21 protein-coding genes and 1 tRNA gene are annotated in these 20,457 nt (G+C 62.5%); 14 read left to right on the top strand and 8 right to left on the bottom strand.

Annotated elements, in window-relative coordinates; translation table 11 throughout:
• The first annotated feature begins 63 nt into the window (after positions 1-63).
• Genes crtY through SAB01S_RS03995 form a run of 4 tightly spaced genes read left to right on the top strand, consistent with a single transcriptional unit; the run spans position 64 to position 4,291 of the window.
• Positions 64-1,209 carry a lycopene beta-cyclase CrtY gene (gene crtY / locus SAB01S_RS04010; RefSeq protein ID WP_062731854.1) on the top strand — a complete coding sequence of 382 codons (1,146 nt, stop codon included), beginning with the start codon at positions 64-66 and terminating at the stop codon, positions 1,207-1,209.
• The gene (locus SAB01S_RS04005) at positions 1,209-2,696 is read left to right on the top strand and encodes a phytoene desaturase (protein ID WP_062731853.1); all 1,488 of its coding nucleotides are present in this window, start codon (positions 1,209-1,211) and stop codon (positions 2,694-2,696) included. The genes crtY and SAB01S_RS04005 overlap by 1 nt, the downstream gene beginning before the upstream one ends.
• Positions 2,697-3,278, top strand: coding sequence for an LOG family protein (locus SAB01S_RS04000; RefSeq protein WP_062731852.1), 582 nt, complete (start codon positions 2,697-2,699; stop codon positions 3,276-3,278).
• 41 nt (positions 3,279-3,319) lie between these two features.
• Positions 3,320-4,291: a phytoene/squalene synthase family protein gene (locus SAB01S_RS03995; protein WP_083951145.1), complete on the top strand. Its 972-nt coding sequence runs from the start codon at positions 3,320-3,322 to the stop codon at positions 4,289-4,291.
• A 159-nt stretch (positions 4,292-4,450) separates the two neighbouring features.
• Here the strand turns inward: SAB01S_RS03995 and SAB01S_RS03990 are convergent, their stop codons facing one another.
• From SAB01S_RS03990 to SAB01S_RS03955, 8 genes are all read right to left on the bottom strand, one after another.
• The gene (locus tag SAB01S_RS03990; RefSeq protein ID WP_062732079.1) at positions 4,451-5,785 is read right to left on the bottom strand and encodes an ammonium transporter; all 1,335 of its coding nucleotides are present in this window, start codon (positions 5,783-5,785) and stop codon (positions 4,451-4,453) included.
• A 13-nt stretch (positions 5,786-5,798) separates the two neighbouring features.
• Positions 5,799-6,137 (bottom strand): P-II family nitrogen regulator, encoded by a 339-nt coding sequence (locus SAB01S_RS03985; protein ID WP_037476545.1) that lies wholly within the window; start codon positions 6,135-6,137, stop codon positions 5,799-5,801.
• A gap of 155 nt (positions 6,138-6,292) precedes the next feature.
• A complete protein-coding gene (locus tag SAB01S_RS03980) occupies positions 6,293-6,868 on the bottom strand; it encodes a DUF924 family protein (RefSeq protein WP_062731851.1) in 576 nt (191 codons plus the stop codon).
• Between the two features lie 75 nt (positions 6,869-6,943).
• Positions 6,944-8,386, bottom strand: a complete 1,443-nt coding sequence (gene tldD / locus SAB01S_RS03975) for a metalloprotease TldD (protein WP_062731850.1) — start codon at positions 8,384-8,386, stop codon at positions 6,944-6,946.
• Between the two features lie 44 nt (positions 8,387-8,430).
• Positions 8,431-8,658 (bottom strand): zinc-finger domain-containing protein, encoded by a 228-nt coding sequence (locus tag SAB01S_RS03970; protein WP_021226499.1) that lies wholly within the window; start codon positions 8,656-8,658, stop codon positions 8,431-8,433.
• 156 nt (positions 8,659-8,814) lie between these two features.
• Positions 8,815-8,890 (bottom strand) — tRNA-Val (locus tag SAB01S_RS03965).
• A gap of 1,075 nt (positions 8,891-9,965) precedes the next feature.
• Positions 9,966-11,039 carry a phage portal protein gene (locus SAB01S_RS03960; protein WP_083951143.1) on the bottom strand — a complete coding sequence of 358 codons (1,074 nt, stop codon included), beginning with the start codon at positions 11,037-11,039 and terminating at the stop codon, positions 9,966-9,968.
• Between the two features lie 11 nt (positions 11,040-11,050).
• On the bottom strand, positions 11,051-12,991 hold the full coding sequence (locus tag SAB01S_RS03955; RefSeq protein WP_062731849.1) for a terminase large subunit domain-containing protein: 1,941 nt from the start codon (positions 12,989-12,991) through the stop codon (positions 11,051-11,053).
• A 150-nt stretch (positions 12,992-13,141) separates the two neighbouring features.
• Between SAB01S_RS03955 and SAB01S_RS03950 the strand changes: the two genes are divergently transcribed.
• From SAB01S_RS03950 to SAB01S_RS03910, 10 genes are all read left to right on the top strand, one after another.
• Positions 13,142-13,975: a GPO family capsid scaffolding protein gene (locus SAB01S_RS03950; protein WP_062731848.1), complete on the top strand. Its 834-nt coding sequence runs from the start codon at positions 13,142-13,144 to the stop codon at positions 13,973-13,975.
• 54 nt (positions 13,976-14,029) lie between these two features.
• Positions 14,030-15,157: a phage major capsid protein, P2 family gene (locus SAB01S_RS03945; RefSeq protein ID WP_062731847.1), complete on the top strand. Its 1,128-nt coding sequence runs from the start codon at positions 14,030-14,032 to the stop codon at positions 15,155-15,157.
• A 149-nt stretch (positions 15,158-15,306) separates the two neighbouring features.
• Positions 15,307-16,077, top strand: coding sequence for a phage terminase small subunit (gpM, locus tag SAB01S_RS03940; RefSeq protein WP_083951141.1), 771 nt, complete (start codon positions 15,307-15,309; stop codon positions 16,075-16,077).
• A gap of 104 nt (positions 16,078-16,181) precedes the next feature.
• Positions 16,182-16,676 (top strand): head completion/stabilization protein, encoded by a 495-nt coding sequence (locus SAB01S_RS03935; protein ID WP_062731845.1) that lies wholly within the window; start codon positions 16,182-16,184, stop codon positions 16,674-16,676.
• Positions 16,676-16,885, top strand: coding sequence for a tail protein X (locus SAB01S_RS03930; protein WP_062731844.1), 210 nt, complete (start codon positions 16,676-16,678; stop codon positions 16,883-16,885). The genes SAB01S_RS03935 and SAB01S_RS03930 overlap by 1 nt, the downstream gene beginning before the upstream one ends.
• A 1-nt stretch (position 16,886) precedes the next feature.
• On the top strand, positions 16,887-17,360 hold the full coding sequence (locus SAB01S_RS03925) for a phage tail protein (RefSeq protein ID WP_062731843.1): 474 nt from the start codon (positions 16,887-16,889) through the stop codon (positions 17,358-17,360).
• A complete protein-coding gene (locus SAB01S_RS03920; protein ID WP_062731842.1) occupies positions 17,360-17,848 on the top strand; it encodes a phage virion morphogenesis protein in 489 nt (162 codons plus the stop codon). Before SAB01S_RS03925 ends, SAB01S_RS03920 begins: the two co-directional genes overlap by 1 nt.
• Before the next feature lie 128 nt (positions 17,849-17,976).
• Entirely contained in the window at positions 17,977-18,603 is a 627-nt protein-coding gene (locus tag SAB01S_RS18380; RefSeq protein ID WP_157078271.1) for a hypothetical protein, read from the top strand.
• Between the two features lie 316 nt (positions 18,604-18,919).
• A complete protein-coding gene (locus SAB01S_RS03915) occupies positions 18,920-19,810 on the top strand; it encodes a baseplate assembly protein (RefSeq protein WP_062731841.1) in 891 nt (296 codons plus the stop codon).
• Between the two features lie 11 nt (positions 19,811-19,821).
• Positions 19,822-20,457, top strand: coding sequence for a phage tail protein I (locus tag SAB01S_RS03910; RefSeq protein WP_169802545.1), 636 nt, complete (start codon positions 19,822-19,824; stop codon positions 20,455-20,457).

Below are 20,457 nucleotides of genomic sequence, written 5' to 3'. Positions count from 1 at the left end.
CTTTTGCGACAAGGGGCGGAAGGGACGCTATCGCAGCCGCGCTCCAGCCCCTATGAAGGGCCTATGCATTCCATCGAGTATGACCTCGCAATCATCGGCGGCGGCCTTGCCGGCGGCCTGGCTGCGCTCGCTCTGGCCGCCCTGAGGCCGGAGCTTCGCGTGCTGCTGATCGAACGCGACGTAGAGCCAGGCGGCAACCATATCTGGTCTTTCTTCGACGGCGACGTCGCCCCGCAGGATCGCTGGCTGGTGGACCCCATGGTCGCCCATCGCTGGGCACAGGGCCATGCCGTCGTCTTCCCAGGTTTCGAGCGCAATCTGGCTACGCCTTATAACAGCCTGACTTCCGTCGCCTTCGCCGTCCATCTGCGCAAAATATTGGGCGACCGGCTGCTCACGGGGTCGGCGGTTCAAAGGCTTGCGCCCGATCATGTCACGCTGGCCGATGGCCGCACCATCCATGCGCAGGCGGTGCTCGACGCACGCGGGCCAGGCGACCTGACCGCGCTGCGCTGCGGATGGCAGAAATTCGTCGGGCACGCGCTGCGCTGCGCTGCGCCGCACGGCGTCGCACGGCCCGTCATCATGGACGCCAGCGTCGATCAAATGGACGGCTACCGCTTCGTCTATCTGCTCCCCTGGGATGATCACACCATCTTCGTCGAAGACACTTATTATAGCGACACGCCCGATCTCGACGTCGCCATGCTGGACGATCGTATCGCCGCCTATGCCAAAGCCAGGGGATGGAACGCTGAGAGCATCCATCGGGAAGACGGCGTGTTGCCGGTCGTCCATGGCGGCGACTTTGATCGTTACTGGCCGGCATCCGATCCTATCGCGCGCGCGGGCGTGCGCGCCGGCCTGTTCCAGCCGATGACCGGCTATTCCTTGCCCGACGCCGTCCGCTTCGCGCTCTGGCTGGCCCGTCAGCCGCTTGACGGCCTGCCCGCCGCCACTCGCGCCTATGCCAAGGCGCATTGGCGGGACGGAAGCTATTATCGCATGCTGGGCAAGATGCTGTTCGGCGCAGCCCGGCCCGAGGAGCGATGGCGGATATTCTCTCGCTTCTACCGCCTCAGCCCCGCGCTCATCCAGAGATTCTATGCCGGCCAGTCAACCATGGCTGACCGTTTGCGCATCTTGTGCGGCAAGCCGCCCGTCCCCATAAGGAGCGCCATGCGCACCTTGCTGAACCCGCCCGCCTGATGTCCCGAACCGCAATCGTCATCGGCGCGGGCTTTGGCGGCCTCGCCCTTGCCATCCGCCTCCAGTCGGCGGGCGTCCAGACCACCTTGGTGGAGGCGCGTGATCGCCCGGGCGGCCGCGCCTATATGTGGGAAAAGGACGGCTTCACCTTCGACGCGGGGCCGACCGTCATCACCGATCCCGATTGCCTTGCCGAACTGTGGCGGCTGTCGGGCCATGACATGACGCAGGACGTCACGCTGATGCCGGTGTCCCCTTTCTACCGGCTTAACTGGCGTGACGGCACCAATTTCGATTATTCCAACGACGAACCCGCGCTCCGGGCCGAGATCGCCAAGCTCGATCCGGGCGATGTCGCTGGCTATGAGCGCTTCTGCGATTATGCCGCCGGTGTGTATGAAGAGGGCTACCGCAAGCTTGGCCATGTTGCCTTCCTCGATTTCGCGTCGATGGTGAAGGCTGCGCCTGCGCTCGCCAAGCATCAGGCCTGGCGATCGGTCTATTCGATCGTCGCGTCCTATGTGAAGAATGAGAAGCTGCGCGAGGCGCTGTCCTTCCATACCCTGCTGGTCGGCGGCAATCCTATGAAAACCAGCTCGATCTATGCCCTCATTCACAAGCTGGAGAAAGACGGCGGGGTCTGGTTTGCGAAGGGCGGGACCAATCGCCTGGTGCAGGGCATGGCCACCCATTTCGAGCGGCTGGGCGGCATGCTTCGCCTGGGCGATCCGGTCACGCGGATCGAAACCTATGGCGACAAGGCAACGGCGGTGCACACCGCATCGGGCTGGCGCGGCGAAGCTGATGCGGTCGCCTCCAACGCTGACCTGATGCACAGCTATCGTGACCTGCTCGCCCATCATCCGCGCGGGCAGAAGCAGGCCGAAAAGCTGGCGGCCAAGCGCTGGTCGCCCAGCCTGTTCGTGCTGCATTTCGGGATCAAGGGCAGTTGGCCTGGCATCCCGCATCATATGATCCTGTTTGGTCCGCGCTATGAAGGGTTGCTGACCGATATTTACGATCATGGCGTGCTGCCGCAGGATTTCTCGCTCTATCTGCACCACCCGACCGTCACCGATCCGTCGATGGCGCCCGATGGCCATTCCACTTTTTACGCGCTCGCGCCGGTGCCGCATATGGGCAAGCTGCCGATCGACTGGGATCAGTTCGGCGCAGCCTATGCCGAACGGATATTGGACGAAATCCAGCATCGCCTGATCCCCGACATCCGATCGCGCATCGTCACCCAGTTCCACTATACGCCGCGCGACTTTGGCCGGGATCTTGCCGCCCATATGGGCAGCGCCTTCAGCCTGGAGCCCTTGCTGACCCAGAGCGCCTTCTTCCGCGCGCATAATCGTGACGATGTCATTCCCAACCTCTATCTGGTAGGGGCCGGCACCCATCCCGGCGCGGGCATTCCCGGCGTGGTGGGTAGCGCCAAGGCGACCGCCGCGCTGATGCTGGATGACTTGAGCAGGACGTAAATGAAAAGACTGGCAGTCTATTGCGGGTCGGCCACCCCGGCCGACCTTACCTTTATCGACGCGGCGCGCCATGTCGGCCGCACATTGGCGCAGCGGGGCATCGGCGTCGTCTATGGCGGCGGACGGCTGGGCCTGATGGGCGCGGTGGCGGACGCGGCGCTGGAGGCGGGCGGCGAAGTCATCGGGGTGATTCCCGAAGCGCTAGTGGGCGCGGAAGTCGCGCACAAGGGCTGCACGCAGCTGCACGTCGTCCAGACCATGCATCAGCGCAAGCAACTATTTACCGACCTCTCGGACGGGTTCGTGACCCTGCCCGGCGGCGTCGGCACGATGGATGAATTGTGGGAGGCGATCAGTTGGGCGCAGCTGGGCTATCATGACAAGCCCGTCGGCCTGCTCAACGTCGCTGGCTTTTACGACCAGCTGATCGGCTTCAACCGCCAGATGGTGGAAAGCGGCTTCATCCGGCCGCAGCATGCCGGCATCCTGGTCCATGAAGACAGTATCGAAGCGCTGGTCGACGCGATGGCGGCTTATCAGCCGCACGAAACGATATTCGCGATGAAGGCCGCGCGGCTGTAACCCCTCGACGCCGGCGATGCGCGCGGGCATGGGTTACGCCCATGACCGATCCCATTGCTTTCGATCGCGCCGTCCCTGACCGCACCGCTCTGGTCGCCCATGCCCGCGACAGCATAGCGCGCGGTTCCAGAAGCTTCGCCCTGGCGTCCAAATTGTTCGACCGGCAGACGCGGGAACGCGCTTGGCTGCTCTATGCCTGGTGCCGCAAGTGCGACGACATTGCCGACGGGCAGGATCATGGCGGGGCTTTGAGCGTCGTTGCCGATGCGCAGGCCCGCCTGTCGGACATGCGGGTGATGACCGATCGCGCCCTGCGCGGCGAGCCCACAGGTGATCCGGCCTTTGATGGTTTTGGCATGGTGATGCGCGAATGCGCGATCCCCCATCGCTACGCCCATGATCTGATCGAAGGATTTGCGCTGGACGCCCGCGACTGGCGGCCGCGCAGCCAGGATGACATGCTGCGCTATTGCTATCATGTCGCCGGTGCGGTCGGCTGCATGATGGCGGTGTTGATGGGGGTCGATCCGCAGGACGACGCGACGCTGAATCGCGCCTGCGACCTGGGCCTTGCCTTTCAACTCGCCAATATCGCGCGCGACATTGGCGAGGATGAGGCGGCGGACCGCTGTTACCTGCCCGTGGAATGGCTGGTGGAAATGGACATTCCGCCGGGCGAACATATGAAGCCATGGGTCCGCCCCCGCCTTGCCATCCTTGGCCGCCGGCTCGCCGACATGGCCGCCGCCTATGAGGCGAGCGCGCGGCACGGCACCGGCGCGCTGCCACCCCGTGCGGCCTGGGCGGTGCTTGCCGCCGCCGGCATCTATGGCGACATTGCCCGCACCGTGGCGCGGCGCGGACCGATGGCGTGGGATCATCGCGTGGTGACGCGCAAGAGCGACAAGCTGATGTGGGTCGCGCGGGCCGGGCTTCAAGTAATGGGGCGCGCGCAGCGCTGGCCTGGGGAAACCGTCCGGCCTAGGACGCTTTGGCGTCGGCCATCCGTCTGAACCGGAACAGGATCGCCACCAGACCGATCCGCACGCCCTCCACTTAAAAAATGAGCCGATGCTTTCGCACCGGCCCAAGGCATGTTCGCAGGAGGAACATCGGAAGGCGGGACGGCAATCCCTCTGTCAGGGGTGGCCGCCCGGCCAAATCAGTGAAACTTACGGGTTGTAGGCACGCTCGCCATGTTCGCCGAGGTCGAGGCCTTCATATTCGACCTCCTGGCTGACCCGCAGACCAGTGACGGCCTTGGCGATATAGATGGCGATGGCGGTGCCGATGGCCGCCCAGACGATCGTCGTGACGGTCGCCAGAATCTGCGTCACTAGCTGGCTGCCGATCGAGAAGTCCGCGCCGCCAGGACCGCCCAGCGAGGGCGAATAGACGATACCGGTGCCGATCGCGCCGATCATGCCGCCCACGCCGTGGATGCCAAAGGCGTCCAGGCTGTCGTCATAGCCGAGCTTGGGCTTGAGAACCGTGACGGTGTAGAAGCAGATGACCGATGCGACCGCGCCCAGGACGATGGCGCCGAACGGACCCGAATTGCCCGCTGCCGGCGTGACGGCGACAAGGCCAGCGATGATGCCCGAGCAGAAGCCCAGAGCAGACCCCTTGTGGCCATTGACACGCTCGGCGAGCATCCAGAACAGACCGGCCGAAGCGGTAGCGACGAAGGTGTTGATCATGGCCAGCGCGGCCGATCCATTGGCCTCCAGCGCCGAGCCGGCGTTGAAGCCGAACCAGCCGACCCACAGCAGGCCGGTGCCGACCGCCGTCAGCGTCAGGCTGTGCGGCGGCATGGGCTCCTTGGGATAGCCGATACGCTTGCCCAGGATAAGGCAGGCGACCAGCGCCGAGACACCGGCATTGATGTGCACCACGGTGCCACCGGCAAAATCCAGCGCGCCCATTTCGAAGAACAGGCCGCCAGCGGCCCACACCATATGGGCGATCGGGAAATAGACGATGGTCAGCCAAATGAGGGCGAACACCATGACCGCCGAGAATTTGATCCGCTCGACCACGGACCCCAGCACCAGCGATACCGTAATCGCCGCGAAGGTCATCTGGAAGCAGACGAACACATATTCGGGAATGACGACGCCATCGGTGAAGGTCGCCGCCGTCGAATCCGGCGTGATGCCGGCCAGGAAGACCTTGGAAAGATCGGAGATGAAACCGTTGCTCGGGCCGGCGAAAGCCAGGCTGTAGCCGTAAATCACCCAGATCAGCATGGCGAAGCAGGTCGCCGCGCCAATCTGCGTCATGACCGACAGCATGTTCTTCGTGCGGACGAGGCCGCCATAGAAAAGGGCGAGGCCCGGCAGGATCATCGCCAGGACAAGGATGGTCGACATCATCATCCAGGCGGTGTCGCCCTTGTCCGGCGTCGGGGCGGCGGCCGCCGCCTCTTGCGCCCATGCGGGCAGAGCGGCGAACAGCGACAGGGCGCCAGCCCCCGCCACGCCGCAGAATTTCTTGGAAAAGCTCATCATTCCCCCCTTCTTACAGCGCGGTTTCGCCAGTCTCGCCAGTGCGGATGCGCACGGCCTGACCGACATCGAGGACGAAAATCTTGCCATCGCCAATGGCGCCCGAATTGGCCGCCGCCTGGGTCGCTTCGACCACGCGTGGCGCCAGATCATCGTCGCAGACGACCTCAACCTTGATTTTCGGGACCATGTTGGTGGAATATTCGGCGCCGCGATAGATTTCGGTCTGCCCCTTCTGGCGACCGAAGCCCTTCACTTCGCTGACCGTCATGCCGGCAATGCCGAGCGAGGACAGCGCCTCGCGGACATCGTCCAGCTTGAACGGCTTGATGATAGCCATGACAAGTTTCATGTCGCCCCCTGTGAATGGTGTGCGGGAGCATAGCAGCAAGGGGCGTGCCAAAATGCTAATGGCGCGTTAATGCGGGCCTTGCGGCAGCTTGTAGCAGAACACACGCTGCAAAATTGAGCAGCGCCGGAATGTTGCCTAATTTTTGGGCAAAACGTCTACCAATCCTTTCCCTTGGCGACAGCATCCTGTTCCTCATCGCTGGTTTCGCGACCAAGCACGGCGTTGCGATGGGGAAAACGACCAAATTGCGCGATGATTGCATGATGCTGCCGCGCAAAATCTAGCCATTTCTCATCGCCCGCGCCTTCGAACAGCGTCAGGGACAAGTTCTGATCCTCGCGGGCTTCACTATGCATGAAGGGCATATAGAAAAAACAGCGTCCCGCTCCGCCAATCTGCACATCATAGCCCTGCGCAATCGCGCCGCGCGCAATCTCGCGGGCCAGGGCATCAGTTGCAAAGGCGTCCGCGCTATCCCGGAACATATTGCGGGGCAGTTGATCAAACAGAAGAATCGCCGCGAGGGCGTCATCGGCGCGATCCAGAAAATGCTCAGCGGGTTGAGCCTTTTTGTCGCGCCAAAGCTCTGCGAATTTTTCGGTGCAGACACGATCCAGCCTGGGATCATGACTCCACCATCCTTCTTCACCAACTTGGTTGAACCAGAAATCGAGCAACGCGGCCGCCCAGTCGGCGGTCACGGCATCGTGGCTGTCGGTCAGCATATTCATGCAGAACCAATGTCGCACCGAACCAGTGGTTCCCACGCTTGGCGGGACAAGTGGCTCGGTTGGGCGTAGGCAGGCCTATGCCGCCGTGCCACCCACCGTCAGGCCCTCCAGCAGCAGCGTGGGCTGGCCGACACCGGCCGGCACGCTCTGCCCGCCCTTGCCGCACATGCCGATGCCCTCATCCAGCGCCCAGTCATTGCCGATGCCGATAACCTTGGTCAGCGCGGTTGGACCATCGCCGATCAGCGTCGCGCCCTTGATGGGATCGCCCAGCTTGCCATTTTCCACCTTGTAAGCCTCGGTGCAGGAAAAGACGAACTTGCCCGACACGATATCGACCTGACCGCCGCCGAAGCTTTTGGCGAAAATCCCGTTCTTCATGCGGCTGAGCAACTCGGCCGGATCATCCTGCCCGCCCTTGATGAAGGTGTTGGTCATGCGCGGCATAGGCGCATGGGCATAGCTTTCGCGGCGGCCATTGCCCGTGGGCGCAACCCCCATCAGCCGGGCATTCAGCCGGTCCTGCATGTAGCCGCGCAGGACGCCGTCCTCGATAAGGATATTTTCCTGCGTGGGGGTGCCCTCATCATCAATCGACAGGGAACCGCGCCGATCCATGATGCTCCCGTCATCAACCACAGTGACGCCCGGTGCCGCGACGCGTTTACCAATGCGTCCAGAAAAAGCGCTGGTGCCCTTGCGGTTGAAATCACCCTCAAGGCCATGTCCGATCGCTTCGTGGACCAAGACGCCGGGCCATCCAGGGCCCAGCAGCACAGTCATCTCGCCAGCAGGCGCGGCGACAGAGCGCATATTGACGCGCGCCTGCGCCAGCGCCTCATCGATCGCGCGGTTCCACACCGCCTTATCCATCACCTGATCATACAGGTATCGGCCGCCGATACCGAACACGCCCGTTTCGCGCCGTCCATTTTCCTCTAATATGATGGAGACATTGAGGCGTACCAGGGGGCGGATGTCAGTCGCAGTAAAGCCGTCGGCACGCACGATTTCGACCACCGACCAGCTGCCCGCGAGGCTGACCGAGACTTGCGCGACACGCGGGTCGCGTGCACGGGCCGCAGCATCAATCTCCGCGCAAAGCGCGACCTTTTCGGCAAAGGGGACAATTTCAAGCGGATTGGCGTCAGTATAAAGATGGCGATTGGTGCGCTGGGGCGGCGGCGCAGGCTGATCCTTGGCGGGATCGAGCAAGGTCAGCGTCTGCGCCGCCTTGGCGATGGCCGCCTCGCTCAAATCATTGGCATGGGCAAAGCCCGTCATCTCGCCAGATACGCCACGCAGACCAAAGCCCGCATCGGTGGAATAGTCTGCGGTCTTCAGCCGGCCGTCGTCGAACCCGAAGCTCTCGCTGGCGCGATATTGCAGATAAAGCTCGCCGTCGTCGCAGCGCGCAAGCACCTGCGCCGTCAGCCGGCGCGCGCCATCAGGATCGAGCAGGCCAGGACGGTAGAGAAGGCCACGGGCGTCGGTGAAGAGGGAAGCGGTATCAATCATACGCCTGATATAGGCGCACCCTGCCTGCAACCCAACCGAAAAGCTTACAGGCTGGCGCCTGAAGCAATATCCGGCTTGGTGACGACATCGGGCGTATCGGCCACACCACCGATCAGCACGAAGCGGCGATCGCAATAGCCGCAATCGACATAACCATGCTCGTCGATTTCCAGGAACACGCGCGGATGCCCAAGCGCCGCGGGAATATCCCCCGACCCATCACAGGACACACGGGCTTTCGAGACTCGGATGATTTCGGGCGGCTGGATCATGAAATAGAATTAGCAGCGGCCGCACTGCACCGCAATATGCCGCGATCACATAAGCTGATGCGGCCATCCAGATTATTACGCTCGCTGAACAGGCAAAAAATGTGGCTCAGGGATTGTGAGCAAAGCTGGTTACAGAAGTAGCACTGCCAAGACACATGGTGGGCGATGACGGGCTCGAACCGCCGACATTCTCGGTGTAAACGAGACGCTCTACCAACTGAGCTAATCGCCCCCGTGGGGAATTCCGGCGCTTCTAGGCGATTTTCGGCCGCCGTCAACAACGCTTTCGCGGAACAGAGCGGGATCGGACGGAACAGAACGGAACCTAGAGTCCCGACATAGTCCCGACCAACCTGATCGATTACCCCCGTGCGCATTGTGATGCGTGCGGCGCAAGAAAGTGCGAGCGCCGTGCCCCTTCTTCTTCCTGCCCATTAGCGAGCCGGCCTATTGGGTTTTTCGGCAGAAACGCGTCGAAGGATATGGGCAAGAGGGGGTGCGTCGCAAACATGCTACATCTGCTACATTGCCGCAAAATCAACGGGTTATGCTGCTACAAAACTGTTATCTGAATGCTACTAGATTACAGTTTTTAAGTGTTACATTTGTCCGCCATAAAATCCCTGAATTTCAGAGGCATAACATTTTTGTCAGATCGGGATTACGGTCAGGTAGCACTGTGAGTGCTACATCAAAAACGCCTGATTTCTGCGGCTTTGGCCTGTGCCGAATGTGCCATGTTACACATGTAGCAGTGTTGCGAGGGGCTACCGCCCGCCCGTGGTGCAAGCAGTCGATGCACTTTGCAGGATAATCGAGGTTGAAGCCGGAAGCGTGGCGTGGGGGCGAGCGCGGCGCGCGGGGTGGCCGGGCCGTGCCCTAGCGGGCTCTACAGCCTCCAGCTTGCCATTCCGTTCTCATTCTGTTCTCAAGACGCAATGTCGCGCCGAGTCGCATCTCGCCTTGAGGATCTAGTGCGCGACAACGGGCACATCGCGATCCGCTGCCCAGCATGCGATCGGCGCGCGACTATCGAAATTGAGATATTGATGATGCATTGTCGCCAGCGCCGCATCAGCACCCGCTGGACGTCCGTTTCACAGCTGTTTCGTTGCAGGAAATGCGGACACAGGCCCGCGCGGATCGCATTTGATCAGGATCCGCCTCCGCCTACCGGCAACATCGTGCCGCTATCAATCGGCGTGCCCATAGGCATCAGCCCCAGGGCGTGGCGCGCGGCCGACGACTATGAGCGCAAAAGATTGATCAGGCAGGCGAGGGGATAGCACTACGGGCAGCGACACCCATCACCGCGCGCCCGCCGGCACCTTGACGAACCCGTCGCCCTGCTGCCGGATGATCGACCCGTCGCTGCACACATAGTCAGCAAAGGACAGCACCTGCATGCCGAACCAGGCATTCGCGCGCAGCATCCGGCGCGCGATCGGCACGATCTCGCCTTCATAATAGGCGTCGCGCGTTTCGCTCACCTTCCCAAAGCCGCCATTGTTGCGCGGAATGACACCGATCAGCTGCGGCGGCGTGCGGTGCGCCGCCAACAGGTCATCGCGGCTGATATCCTTGACGCTCGAAAACTCATCCTTCGCCGTCACGTCGGCGATCGGCATGATCTGGATTCCGTCCTTCTTCCCCTTGGGGATATGCACGAACAGGTTTTTGAAATTGCCGACGCCCTTGGCCTGGCTCAATTTCTCCTGGATAGCGTCGGCCGTCTTCATGTCGGCCAGCGGCTCGCTCAGATACAGCAGGAAGCCAGCATGCGCCCCGTTCAAATAATAGCGGCGCCGGAACAGCGTGGCATTTTCGCTCAACAGCCCCGATTGCAACGCGGACAGCCATTCGGGCATGCCATAGATTTCCTGCGCCACGTCGGGCTGCTGCAGGTGGAATATCCTGCCCCGCTCATATTCATGGATATTGCCCATCGGCCCGTTGACGAACCAATAGACGTCGGGATCGACGCCCGCCCTGGTGTGCATCGCCGGGCTATGCTCCACCCGCGCAAGGCGGCCCGACATGTTCGGGATCCATTCCAGATAACCATTGCCCATCTGGACAAAGTCCAGCGCCCAACGCTCGAACACGTCGGCGCTCATCCACCGGCTGACAACCTGCTGGGCGACCAGAAGGTTGACCTTCAGCGCCACCGCGCTGCGATGATAGGGGGCCATGTTGAACGTCTGGGCAAGCCTGCCCATCGGAAGTGGCGGCTCATACCAGCGGCCATTGTGCCAGATCTCGAAATATTGGGCGATTTCGCGCCGATCGAGCACGCTTTCAGGGTCGCCGAACGAAAATACGGTGGCAGGGTGGCGCACCGCGTCGGCCTCCACCTGCTCGATCTCGCTGGTCTGGGTCATATCGGCTCCTGTCATTCGAAAAATATCACGCGGCCGCCCTGGCCTTCACTGGCGCTGCCCGCGTCCAGCGGCTCGTTGGAAAGGGCGTTGAGCAAAGCCCAGGCAAGGTCCGCATGGCCGATCTCGCCATTGCGTTTCGCGGTGTAGGTAACGCCCTTCTGGCTACCCGTCAGGGTCGGGCGGATCGCCATCAGCGCCTGCATCAGGTCGGTCCACCCGGCATCGAACTCTATGCGGCCTTCGCGAAAGATGCTTTGCGCCTTGATGACCAGGGCGGTCTTGCTCGCGACCGAATATTCGATTTTGCGGACCAGCGGAAACCAGTTGGCGACCAGCTCGAAAACCGCCTGCCCATGACCGGTGGTGTCGATCGCGATATCGGTGACGTTATAGCGCTTGCTGACCTGTCGGATGAAATCGGCCTGGCCCTGAAAATTGAGCCCGTTGAGCCGATATTTCTCGAGCACCCGGTGCTTGCCCCGGCCCTCGTCTTCGGGCGGCGCAACCACGATCAGCGCAGCATCGTCGCGACCCTGTTTGTTGGGGTCATAGCCAATCCAGACTGGCCTGTCGCCAAACGGCCGCGCCCCCGGAATGTCGATCAACGCCGGTTTGAAGTCACGCCATTTCAGGAAGCTGTCTACCCGTGCCGGCGCGATGCGCGCATAGGGGAAGCTGCTTTCGCTGTCGTCGACATCCTCGCACTCGAACAGGTTGCGGAATTCTTCTTCGCCATGTTCGCGGCGCAGCTCGTCCACGTCGACCAGCTTGCCCAGCCCGCCCGCCACCGCGTCATGGATGGTCAGCAGCTGCTGCCACGATCCGTCCGGCATGTAGGCACCATGGCGCAGATTTTTCAGGCTGACGTCAAACGGCTGCTGCTGCCCCTTTGCCCGGCCCTTGTTCCACGCCTCCCCTGACCAGAAGGCATGGCTTTCATGCGTTTTGGTCGATGGCGTCGAAAAATAGGTCTTCTTGTAAATTTTGTGCGTCGCCATCGCGCTGGCGACCTTGTTGAGCTGGGCGAACCCGTGAACCCAGGCATATTCGTCGAAATAGAAATCGCCGCTTTCGCCCTGGGCGGTGGCGCTGTTGGTCGACAGGAAATAGAAACCGACCGGGTCGAGCGAAGGGCCTGTCGCCTCGCCGGCATCGTCGTCAGGATATTGCCCGACAAAGTCGAGCATGATGATCTTGCCCTTGAGCTCGACGCCGGTGACGCGGCGCACCCAGCCCACGATCTCGCGCCGGAATTTGAGCGCCTGGCGCTCCGATGCGGACAGGAAGATTTGGTTGCGCGGCCGCTCTTCCTCGCCCAGCCTGGCCTTGCCGGCGGCCGCCAGGATCGCTTCGGCAACCTTCGCCAACGCCTCTCGCGCAAAATACCAGGTCGCGCCGACCTGGCGGCTCTTGCGCAGCTTGCGCGTCCGATCGTCGCGGTGCTCCCACCACAATTCCTGATAATCGAAATTCCTGTCGTGGAAGTCGTCCAGCAGCGCCTGCCACTGGTCCAGCGTCAGGAAGTTGCGGCGCTTGTCCGCACGCTTCGCCTTGGCCTTGTCGTCATTGCGGGCGGCGATCTTGCCGTTGAGGTCGCCCTCCTTCCCGGTCTGGTCGAATTTCTTGATCCGCGCCGCGCGCTCCATCTGGCGCATCAGGAAATCGATGCGCTTCATGTCGCCTTCGTTGAAATCCGGCTTGTCGAGATAGGTGGCGATTTTCGCCTCTATCCGGTCCTCGATAATCGCGACCGGCGGATCCTCATTCCATCTGTCGCGGTTCTTCCAGCTGGAAATAGTGCCCTCGGCCAGGCCCATGTCCGCCGCAATGTCGCGGATCCGCCAACCGCGCCAATAGAGCGACCGGGCCTCACGGCGCTGGGCGTGTGCCACCTGTCGGCTGATCGCCGGACTGTCGTCGCTGTCGATGGCATGGGCATTGGGCATGGCCATGCCATGCACCCGGTCCCGGCCCGTCTGTCGAAGGGGTCAGGGGGTAGCATCGACTGCTACCGCGCCCGCGCGTTGCCAGTAGCGCCCCGGATCGGCTCTCCGTTCATCACGCCATCGCAAAAACTGCCCCCGCCGACACGGAGCCGACCCATGAAGACCAAGCCGTTTCTCCTTGCCACCGCCGGTTCGACCGTCGACGGGCGCACGATCGACGAAAAGCTGCTGAAGGAAATGGCCTCCAGCTACGACCCCAAAACCTATGGCGCGCGGCTTAATATCGAGCATATCCGCGGCATTTCCGGCGACAAGCCATTCCGCTCCTATGGCGACGTGCTTGAGCTCACCACGGCCGAAGTGGACGTCAATTTCAATGGCAAGACCGAAAAGCGCCTGGGCCTGTTCGGCGTCTTCGACGTGACGGACGACGCTAAGGCGCTCAATGACGCGGGGCAGAAAGTCTATCCCTCGATCGAGATCGAGGACAATTTCGCCGGCAAGGGCTTCGCCTACCTCATGGGCTGCGCCCTGACCGACAGCCCGGCATCGATCGCCACCCAGCGGCTGCAGTTCAACCGCCACCTGCCCGGCACCATCCGCCTGTCGCGCGACGACGCGGCTTTGCTGGAATTTGCGGAAGACAAGACGGATGACGGCGCGACCTTCCTGACCGGCCTCAAGGGCCTGCTGGACGGCTTCGCTGCAAAATTCGCGACCAAGGAAGAAACGCCGCCGGCAAAGCCCGATGGCCAGGGCGAGCCCGTCGACGCGTTTACCTTTTCGGCCCTGCGCCCGCTGTTCGAAAATCTCGGCCAGACCATCACCACCGAACTTGGCGCAATCCGCACTGAGTTTCGCACCGAAGTCGACGGCTTGGCGCTCCAGTTCAAGCAGCTGAGCGACAAGCACGAAGAAACCCCCGACCGCCATTACAACCGCCGCCCCCTGTCGGACGGCAATGCCGGCGCCCTCAAGGACGTCTTCTAACCCAAGCCCCCGCCAACCGCACCTTCACCGCCACCACCTCCAAGGATTTACCTCATGGCGAAATATCTTCTTTCTGATCGCGGCCGTCGGGCGCTCGACACCCTTTATGCGGCCATCACCCAGATCAACGCCCCATCGCGCGGCGTGCACAGCAGCTTCGCGCTGGATCCGACCGCCGAACAGCGGCTCGAGGATCTGCAGCGCGAACAGGTCGCCTTCCTTCAGCGGATCAACGTCATTGGCGTGCGCGACATGATCGGCCAGGTCATCGGCCTGGGCACCGAAGACATGATCGCATCGCGCACCGCCGAAGCCGATCTGCCCCGCAAGCCGAAATATATCGGCCAGATGGATGACCGCGAATATCGGCTTTGGGACACGGAATTCGACACCAAGCTGCCTTGGCAGATCATCGACGCCTGGTCGAAATTCCCTGATTTCGCCCAGCGCTATTCCCGCCATGTGGCGATTTCCGTCGCGCTTAGTCGGATTGCCGTGGGCTGGCATGGCATCACCGCCGCCGCCAGCACCAATCCCGTCGCCAATCCCAACGGCGAAGACGTCAATATCGGCTGGCTTCAGAAACTGCGCCTGGAAAAGGCAGACCATGTCATGGGGCGAGCGACCGTCACCAATGGCGACGTCACGACGGCGACAGGCGCGGCCGAACCGATCTATATCGGTAACAATGCCGACATGGCGGCGGGCGATTACAAGAATATCGACGCGCTCGCCTATGATCTGATCTCGGGCATGCCCAGCTGGGCGCGCAGCTCGACCGAACATGTCGTCCTGGTCAGCCAGGATCTGGTCGACGAAAAATATTTCCCGATGATCAATCGACCGCTGGCCGACACGATCGACGGCGGCCGTGCGATCAGCGACGTCGTCACCCGCGACATCGTCATGTCGTCCAAGCAGATCGGCGGCCGACCGGCGGCAATCGTGCCAAAGTTCCCCGAAGGAACGATGGTCGTGACGCCACTGGCCCAGCCCAATGGCAGCGGCAGTTCCAACCTGTCGATCTATTATCAGGAAGGATCGCGCCGTCGCTACATCCGCGACGAACCGGAAAACAAGGCGAGCCTGGTCGACTATAACTCGGTCAACGAAGGCTATGTGATCGAGGACACCGATTTCATGGTCATGGCCGAAAACATCACCTTCGGCGACCGTCCCTAATACCCAGGGGCTTTGACGGCGCGATGCTGCCATCCGGGGCGGATCGCGCAAGAGCCCACATGATGGCCGGGAGGGGAGCGGATGCTCCATTCAACCGACCCGGTCGGCCGCGCGCCGGATAGCGCGGCCATCATCTGCAGGAGAATATCATGCTTAGCCCCTTTCGCCGCCGCCAGCAGATGGTCCGCGCTATCCAGAGCGGCGCAGGCAATGCGCTGGCCAAGTCGATGACCACCGCCCCGGATGAGCCCAGGGCCGATACGGAGGCGGGGCGCGAATATGCGGCGCTGCGCGTGCTGTTGCATGATGATCTGCGCAAGCTGGCCGACGTCCAGTCGATCGAAGCGCGAAACCCCATGAAGGCCGACATGGCCGCCCAATTTTCCGACTGGATTGCGGGCGTGCTGGCCGCTGGTGAACAGGGACATGCCGCGCAGGACGAAATCCTTGTCACCAACATGATCTGGGCGATCGACTATCGCAATTTCGACTATGCTCTGCGCATCGCCGAACATGTGCTCAAGTTCGGCCTGGTCCTGCCCGAACGCTACAACCGCACGGCGGCCTGTTTCGTCGCAGAAGAGATCGGCACCATCGCGCTCGACAGTCACGAAGCCGTCACCCTTGAACAGCTGATGCAGACGCTGGCCCTGACCCAGGATGCGGACATGCCCGACCCGGCGCGCGCCAAGCTGCACAAGGCGATCGGCCGCGCCTATGAGCGCCGCGCCGACGCCTTCGACCCCACCGCCGACAACGCCCCGGCGGGCGGCAAAGCCGCTTTCGTGGAAGAGGCCCTGACGCACCTCAAACGGGCGCTCGAGCTCTACAAGGATATCGGCGTCAAGAAGGACATCGACCGCGTCGAGCGCGCACAAAAGAAATTGCAGGCCGACGCGCAACCCGCGTCGGACGAATAACAGGACGCCCCACGGCGCTCGGGGGGCGGATGGACTGGTCGGCGACCCTGCACGGATCCGACGGCCTGACCATCCCCACCCCCCGAAAATGACAGGAAGCGCAGATGACAGGCCTGATATCGTCCCCCGTGCCGGCGCCGGAACCGGACCAGGCATTTGTCGCGGCCGATGGCTGGTTTCCTCCCATACGCCTGGCCGACGTGCGGGACCGCCTGCGCCTGGGCGAAGGCGCTGTCACCACGGCCCGCCTGACCGAAGCCGTGGAAGGGGGCATGCTGCACGCCTTTCGCGAACTGGCCGATTGGCGCACCGCCCACGCGCTGGCCGGCGCTTTGAGCCTGACCGACGTCACTCCCTTGGAATTGAACGGTCGCAATCTCGCGGTGCTTCTTTGGGAACGCGTCGTCCGCTATTTTGCCGGCGCCGATCTGGCAGCCGACTACCGCGACGTCACCGCGACCGACCAGGGCCTGGACCGCGCCGCTGAAAAGGATCTGACCAGCGACGAACTGCGCCGGCGTGGCCTGGCTGCGGTCGCTGACCTTTTGAGCATCGGCGTTGCCGAACCGGTCCCGCGCACCCGTGTGGCGCTCATCTGATGAAGGCCACCGCCCTGGACGGCGAAACCGTCGATGCCATCTGCTGGCGAAAGCTCGGCCGCACGAAGGACGTGACGGAACAGGTGCTTCAGCTCAACCCTGGCTTGTCGGCGCTCGGGCCGAACCTGCCGGCGGGAACGATCGTCGTCCTGCCCGAACCCGCCCAGCTGGCCCCGGCCATGCGCGAAACCGTCAACCTGTGGGACTGACATGCTGAAGCTCGATTCCCTGCGCAAGGCTATCGCCACCGCCCTTCCCGAAATGGCGCGCAGCCCCGAACACCTGCGCATATGGATCGAACGCGGGGCAGGACGATGCCAGGGCACGACAAGCGATGCCTTCGGCTTCACCTTCCAGGCCAATGTGCTGATCGTCGAAATGACCAGCGAGATCGCAGTGCTCGCGCATGCCATATTTCGCTGGCTCCGCGTCAATCAACCCGATCTGCTATCGCCGGGCCGGGAAGGCTTCAGCTTTGACGCTGACATTCTCGACAATGGCAGCGCCGACGTCCTGCTCCAGCTGCAGCTGACCCAGAATGTCACCGTCGCGCCCAAGGACGGTGGCGGCTTTGCACTGGCCTACCTGGCCGAGCCGGATCCGCTGTTCACAGATGACCAGCCAATCGACGGGATCGCACCGGCCCCGCCCTTCGCCGGCGTCGATATCGACTATCCCGGCTGATGGCGGACGATCTTGCCGAACTGGAGCAATGGCTCGGTCGCATCCAGGCTGGGCTGGCCCCCGCACGCCGCCGCGCCGCCGCTTTAAAGCTGGGACAGGCCATCCGCCGCGCGAACCTCATGCGTATTTCCGCCAATGTCGAACCAGACGGCGGCGCGATGGAAAAGCGCAAGGCGTCGGCGAATGAGCGTGGGCGCGTGCGGCAAAAGGCTGGCGCGCGCATGTTTCGACGGCTGCGGCTCGCCAAGGCCTGGTCCATCTCAGCCGACGCTGACGGCGTCGAAATAGCGCCCGCCTCTGCAGCGATCGACAAGGTGGCGGCGGTGCATCATTTCGGCGAAACCGACCGGGTCGGCCGCCTGCGCGACGGCCGCGTCATCCGCGCGAAATACCCGGAGCGGCGTTTGCTGGGCCTATCGGCCGACGATCGTGCCTTAATTGTGGAGGCCGCTGCCGATCTTATAAATCCTGGCGCAGATGTAACCTAATTCATCCATTTTATGGTAACGACAGGCGATCTGAAAAAATTGTAATGATAGACTAGAGATAGCCGCGCTTTTTAACCCATCGTAGGTCACCGTGGACATTTTCGAATGGAATGCCGATAACGCCAAAAATGTGGACGCTGCCGGAAACTATCACATTAACCGTCATTATCAGCACAATCACCAGCGCGGTGTTTGGCTTCGTTACTTTCGTCGTCAGCGTGCGTTTAGCAAAGGATCAAGGCGACCGGGTCGATCTGCGCGAAATCTATCGGAGCCTATATGAGCATTTTGGCTTATTGCGGGATGCTATAGAAGCGCATGATCCGAAGACCTGGTCTGATTTTCCTCGGTCTGGCGACCGGTCAACGCCGCCCTTTCGCAGGATGTTAGAAAGTGGAAAGGCCAACTTGCTGCCAGAGTTGATAAGGCGGGAATGCGAAAATACTGAAACTGAGGTGCTTCGCGCCGGTAGCATCTACAGAAATTGGGTCAAAGAAACTTATGCACCGACACTCAGGGCGGTGCTGAATGCCCATTTGGAGGGGAACGATAAGTCTTCCAGTGGAAGGAGCTATCATCAGATTTCGGTTGGTAAACTGCCTTTAATGCCACGTGAGAAAATTGCTGCACTAACCGATGCAGTTGATCAAAATCGTCACGGCTTAGGTGTCGAATTCTCTTTCGAGCGTGGGCGAACTGATATGGTGCACGTGTATGCCGACCGCCTCAAGGCCGTAACATCGCAGAAACATTAACGGAAGCACGGAATCTCGCTTGCGAAAATGACGCTGCAACCATGGCTATTCAAAATGTGCATGCAGCTCAATCGCGGCTGGAGGTGCTTCTAAGTAAGCTCAGCACCCGCATTCGTGATCCACATCCCCTAGGTGAAAGCCTCATCCGAGCGATAAAGGACATAGCAATCCGGGGCTAGAAGCCGCCGGAGCCAAACGCAGCCAAGATAAGTTGGCGGCCTCCGCATATCAGGCAGCACCAAATCCTTTAAGGTAACACCCCCTTCTACCCCGCCCCTCGCTTCGCGCGCGCGAAAATCCGCGCGATGCGACGGACATGGCCTCCCTTCCTCCCGCCTCCGTCGCCGTCGACCTGTCCCGCCTGCCCGCGCCGCAGGTCATCGAGACATTGAGCTTCGACGCGATCAAGGCGGCGATGATCGCCGATTTCCAGACCCGCTTCGCTGATTATGACGCCCTGGTCGAAAGCGACCCGGCGATGAAGCTGATCGAAGTCTTCGCCTATCGCGAACTGCTGCTGCGCCAGAATTTCAACGAGCGCGCCGTGTCGATGCTGCTGCCCTTTGCCACCGGCGCGGATCTCGACAACCTTGCCGCCTTCTTCGGCGTGTCGCGCCTGACCGTCACGCCGGCGGATCCCGAAACCGGCGCGGCAGCAATTGTGGAAGACGACACGGCCCTGCTGCGCCGCGTCCAGCTCGCGCCCGACAGCTATTCGGTCGCCGGCCCCGAAAGCGCCTATGTCTTCCACGCGCTCACCGCCGACGGCACGATCGCCGACGCCAGCGCGATCATGGGCGATCCCGGCGAAGTCATCGTCAGCCTGCTGGGCGCGGCGGGTGATGGCACCGCGTCGGCCGAACAGATCGCGGCGGTGACGGCGGTCCTGACGCATGACGAAGTGCGCCCGCTCACTGACAATGTGACGGTCCAGAGCGCGCAGATCGTCGACTATGCCATCCATGCCCGGCTGCACATTGCCTACGGCCCCGACACCCAGCTGGTGCTGTCGACCGCGCAGGCCGCGCTGGCATCCTATCTCGCGAGCCGGCGCAAGCTCGGCCGCCTGGTCAGCCATAGCGGCCATGCCGGCGCGCTGCAGGTGGCGGGCGTCGAAACGCTCGAGCTGATCAGCCCGGCGGCCGATATCCCGATCGCCCGCACCCAGGCCGCGCATCCGACCAGCATCACGATCGAGGTCGCCTGATGCCCGGCCCGATGCATCTCCTTCCCCCCAATGCGACGCCGCTGGAAAAGGCGCTGTCGCTCGCGCCGGCGGCGTCGCTCGACGGCGTGCCCGTCGCCATCGACCAGCTGTGGAACCCGGCGACCTGCCCGGCGATGCTGCTCCCCTGGCTCGCCTGGGGCTTGTCGATCGACTTATGGGATTCGGCCTGGACCGAAGCGCAAAAGCGCGCCGCCATCGCCGACGCCATCCTGTTCCAGCGTCGCAAGGGCACGCCCGCGTCCCTGCGCGTCGTGCTCGATCGCTTCGATCCGCTGATCCGGATCGTCGAATGGTTCGGGGATCGCGACACGCTCGATCCCTATCATTTCCGCCTAGAACTGCCGCTGCTGGCGGAAAGCGACGTCGTCTATGACGAAAATCTGGTCGCGCGGATCCTGCGCGACATCGCCCAGGTCAAACCCGTGCGCGCCCAGATGCAGGCGGTCTTTCGCGTGCGGGCGCAAGCGCGCGCCTGGCTGATCTCGGCCGCGCAGGCCGGCGGCCTCACCCGCCTCGACAGCGACGCCGACCAGGACAGCGCGCTGGACCCTGTCTGGAACACTTATCTGCAAACCCGCGACGGCGAACCGATCCTGACGCTCGCCGGCGCTTATCTGGAGGCCTGA

Origin of the sequence: Sphingobium abikonense NBRC 16140, from assembly GCF_001598335.1 — a bacterium.
GTDB classification, from domain to species: domain Bacteria; phylum Pseudomonadota; class Alphaproteobacteria; order Sphingomonadales; family Sphingomonadaceae; genus Sphingobium; species Sphingobium abikonense.
Note: the sequence above shows the minus strand (reverse complement) of the source record. Positions and strands in the feature narration are given on the sequence as shown.

What these genes read in the sequence shown, in the direction of transcription:
- SAB01S_RS03950 (WP_062731848.1), top strand. Translation starts at nt 13,142, where the DNA reads ATGAAGACCAAGCCGTTTCTCCTTGCCACCGCCGGTTCGACCGTCGAC.
- SAB01S_RS03925 (WP_062731843.1), top strand. Translation starts at nt 16,887, where the DNA reads ATGCTGAAGCTCGATTCCCTGCGCAAGGCTATCGCCACCGCCCTTCCC.
- tldD (WP_062731850.1), bottom strand. Translation starts at nt 8,386, where the DNA reads ATGATTGATACCGCTTCCCTCTTCACCGACGCCCGTGGCCTTCTCTAC.
- SAB01S_RS03935 (WP_062731845.1), top strand. Translation starts at nt 16,182, where the DNA reads ATGACAGGCCTGATATCGTCCCCCGTGCCGGCGCCGGAACCGGACCAG.
- SAB01S_RS04000 (WP_062731852.1), top strand. Translation starts at nt 2,697, where the DNA reads ATGAAAAGACTGGCAGTCTATTGCGGGTCGGCCACCCCGGCCGACCTT.
- SAB01S_RS03910 (WP_169802545.1), top strand. Translation starts at nt 19,822, where the DNA reads ATGCATCTCCTTCCCCCCAATGCGACGCCGCTGGAAAAGGCGCTGTCG.
- SAB01S_RS03960 (WP_083951143.1), bottom strand. Translation starts at nt 11,039, where the DNA reads ATGACCCAGACCAGCGAGATCGAGCAGGTGGAGGCCGACGCGGTGCGC.
- gpM (WP_083951141.1), top strand. Translation starts at nt 15,307, where the DNA reads ATGCTTAGCCCCTTTCGCCGCCGCCAGCAGATGGTCCGCGCTATCCAG.
- SAB01S_RS03945 (WP_062731847.1), top strand. Translation starts at nt 14,030, where the DNA reads ATGGCGAAATATCTTCTTTCTGATCGCGGCCGTCGGGCGCTCGACACC.
- SAB01S_RS03970 (WP_021226499.1), bottom strand. Translation starts at nt 8,658, where the DNA reads ATGATCCAGCCGCCCGAAATCATCCGAGTCTCGAAAGCCCGTGTGTCC.
- SAB01S_RS03955 (WP_062731849.1), bottom strand. Translation starts at nt 12,991, where the DNA reads ATGGCCATGCCCAATGCCCATGCCATCGACAGCGACGACAGTCCGGCG.
- crtY (WP_062731854.1), top strand. Translation starts at nt 64, where the DNA reads ATGCATTCCATCGAGTATGACCTCGCAATCATCGGCGGCGGCCTTGCC.
- SAB01S_RS03915 (WP_062731841.1), top strand. Translation starts at nt 18,920, where the DNA reads ATGGCCTCCCTTCCTCCCGCCTCCGTCGCCGTCGACCTGTCCCGCCTG.
- SAB01S_RS03920 (WP_062731842.1), top strand. Translation starts at nt 17,360, where the DNA reads ATGGCGGACGATCTTGCCGAACTGGAGCAATGGCTCGGTCGCATCCAG.
- SAB01S_RS03995 (WP_083951145.1), top strand. Translation starts at nt 3,320, where the DNA reads ATGACCGATCCCATTGCTTTCGATCGCGCCGTCCCTGACCGCACCGCT.
- SAB01S_RS03930 (WP_062731844.1), top strand. Translation starts at nt 16,676, where the DNA reads ATGAAGGCCACCGCCCTGGACGGCGAAACCGTCGATGCCATCTGCTGG.
- SAB01S_RS04005 (WP_062731853.1), top strand. Translation starts at nt 1,209, where the DNA reads ATGTCCCGAACCGCAATCGTCATCGGCGCGGGCTTTGGCGGCCTCGCC.
- SAB01S_RS03985 (WP_037476545.1), bottom strand. Translation starts at nt 6,137, where the DNA reads ATGAAACTTGTCATGGCTATCATCAAGCCGTTCAAGCTGGACGATGTC.
- SAB01S_RS03990 (WP_062732079.1), bottom strand. Translation starts at nt 5,785, where the DNA reads ATGAGCTTTTCCAAGAAATTCTGCGGCGTGGCGGGGGCTGGCGCCCTG.
- SAB01S_RS03980 (WP_062731851.1), bottom strand. Translation starts at nt 6,868, where the DNA reads ATGAATATGCTGACCGACAGCCACGATGCCGTGACCGCCGACTGGGCG.
- SAB01S_RS18380 (WP_157078271.1), top strand. Translation starts at nt 17,977, where the DNA reads ATGTGGACGCTGCCGGAAACTATCACATTAACCGTCATTATCAGCACA.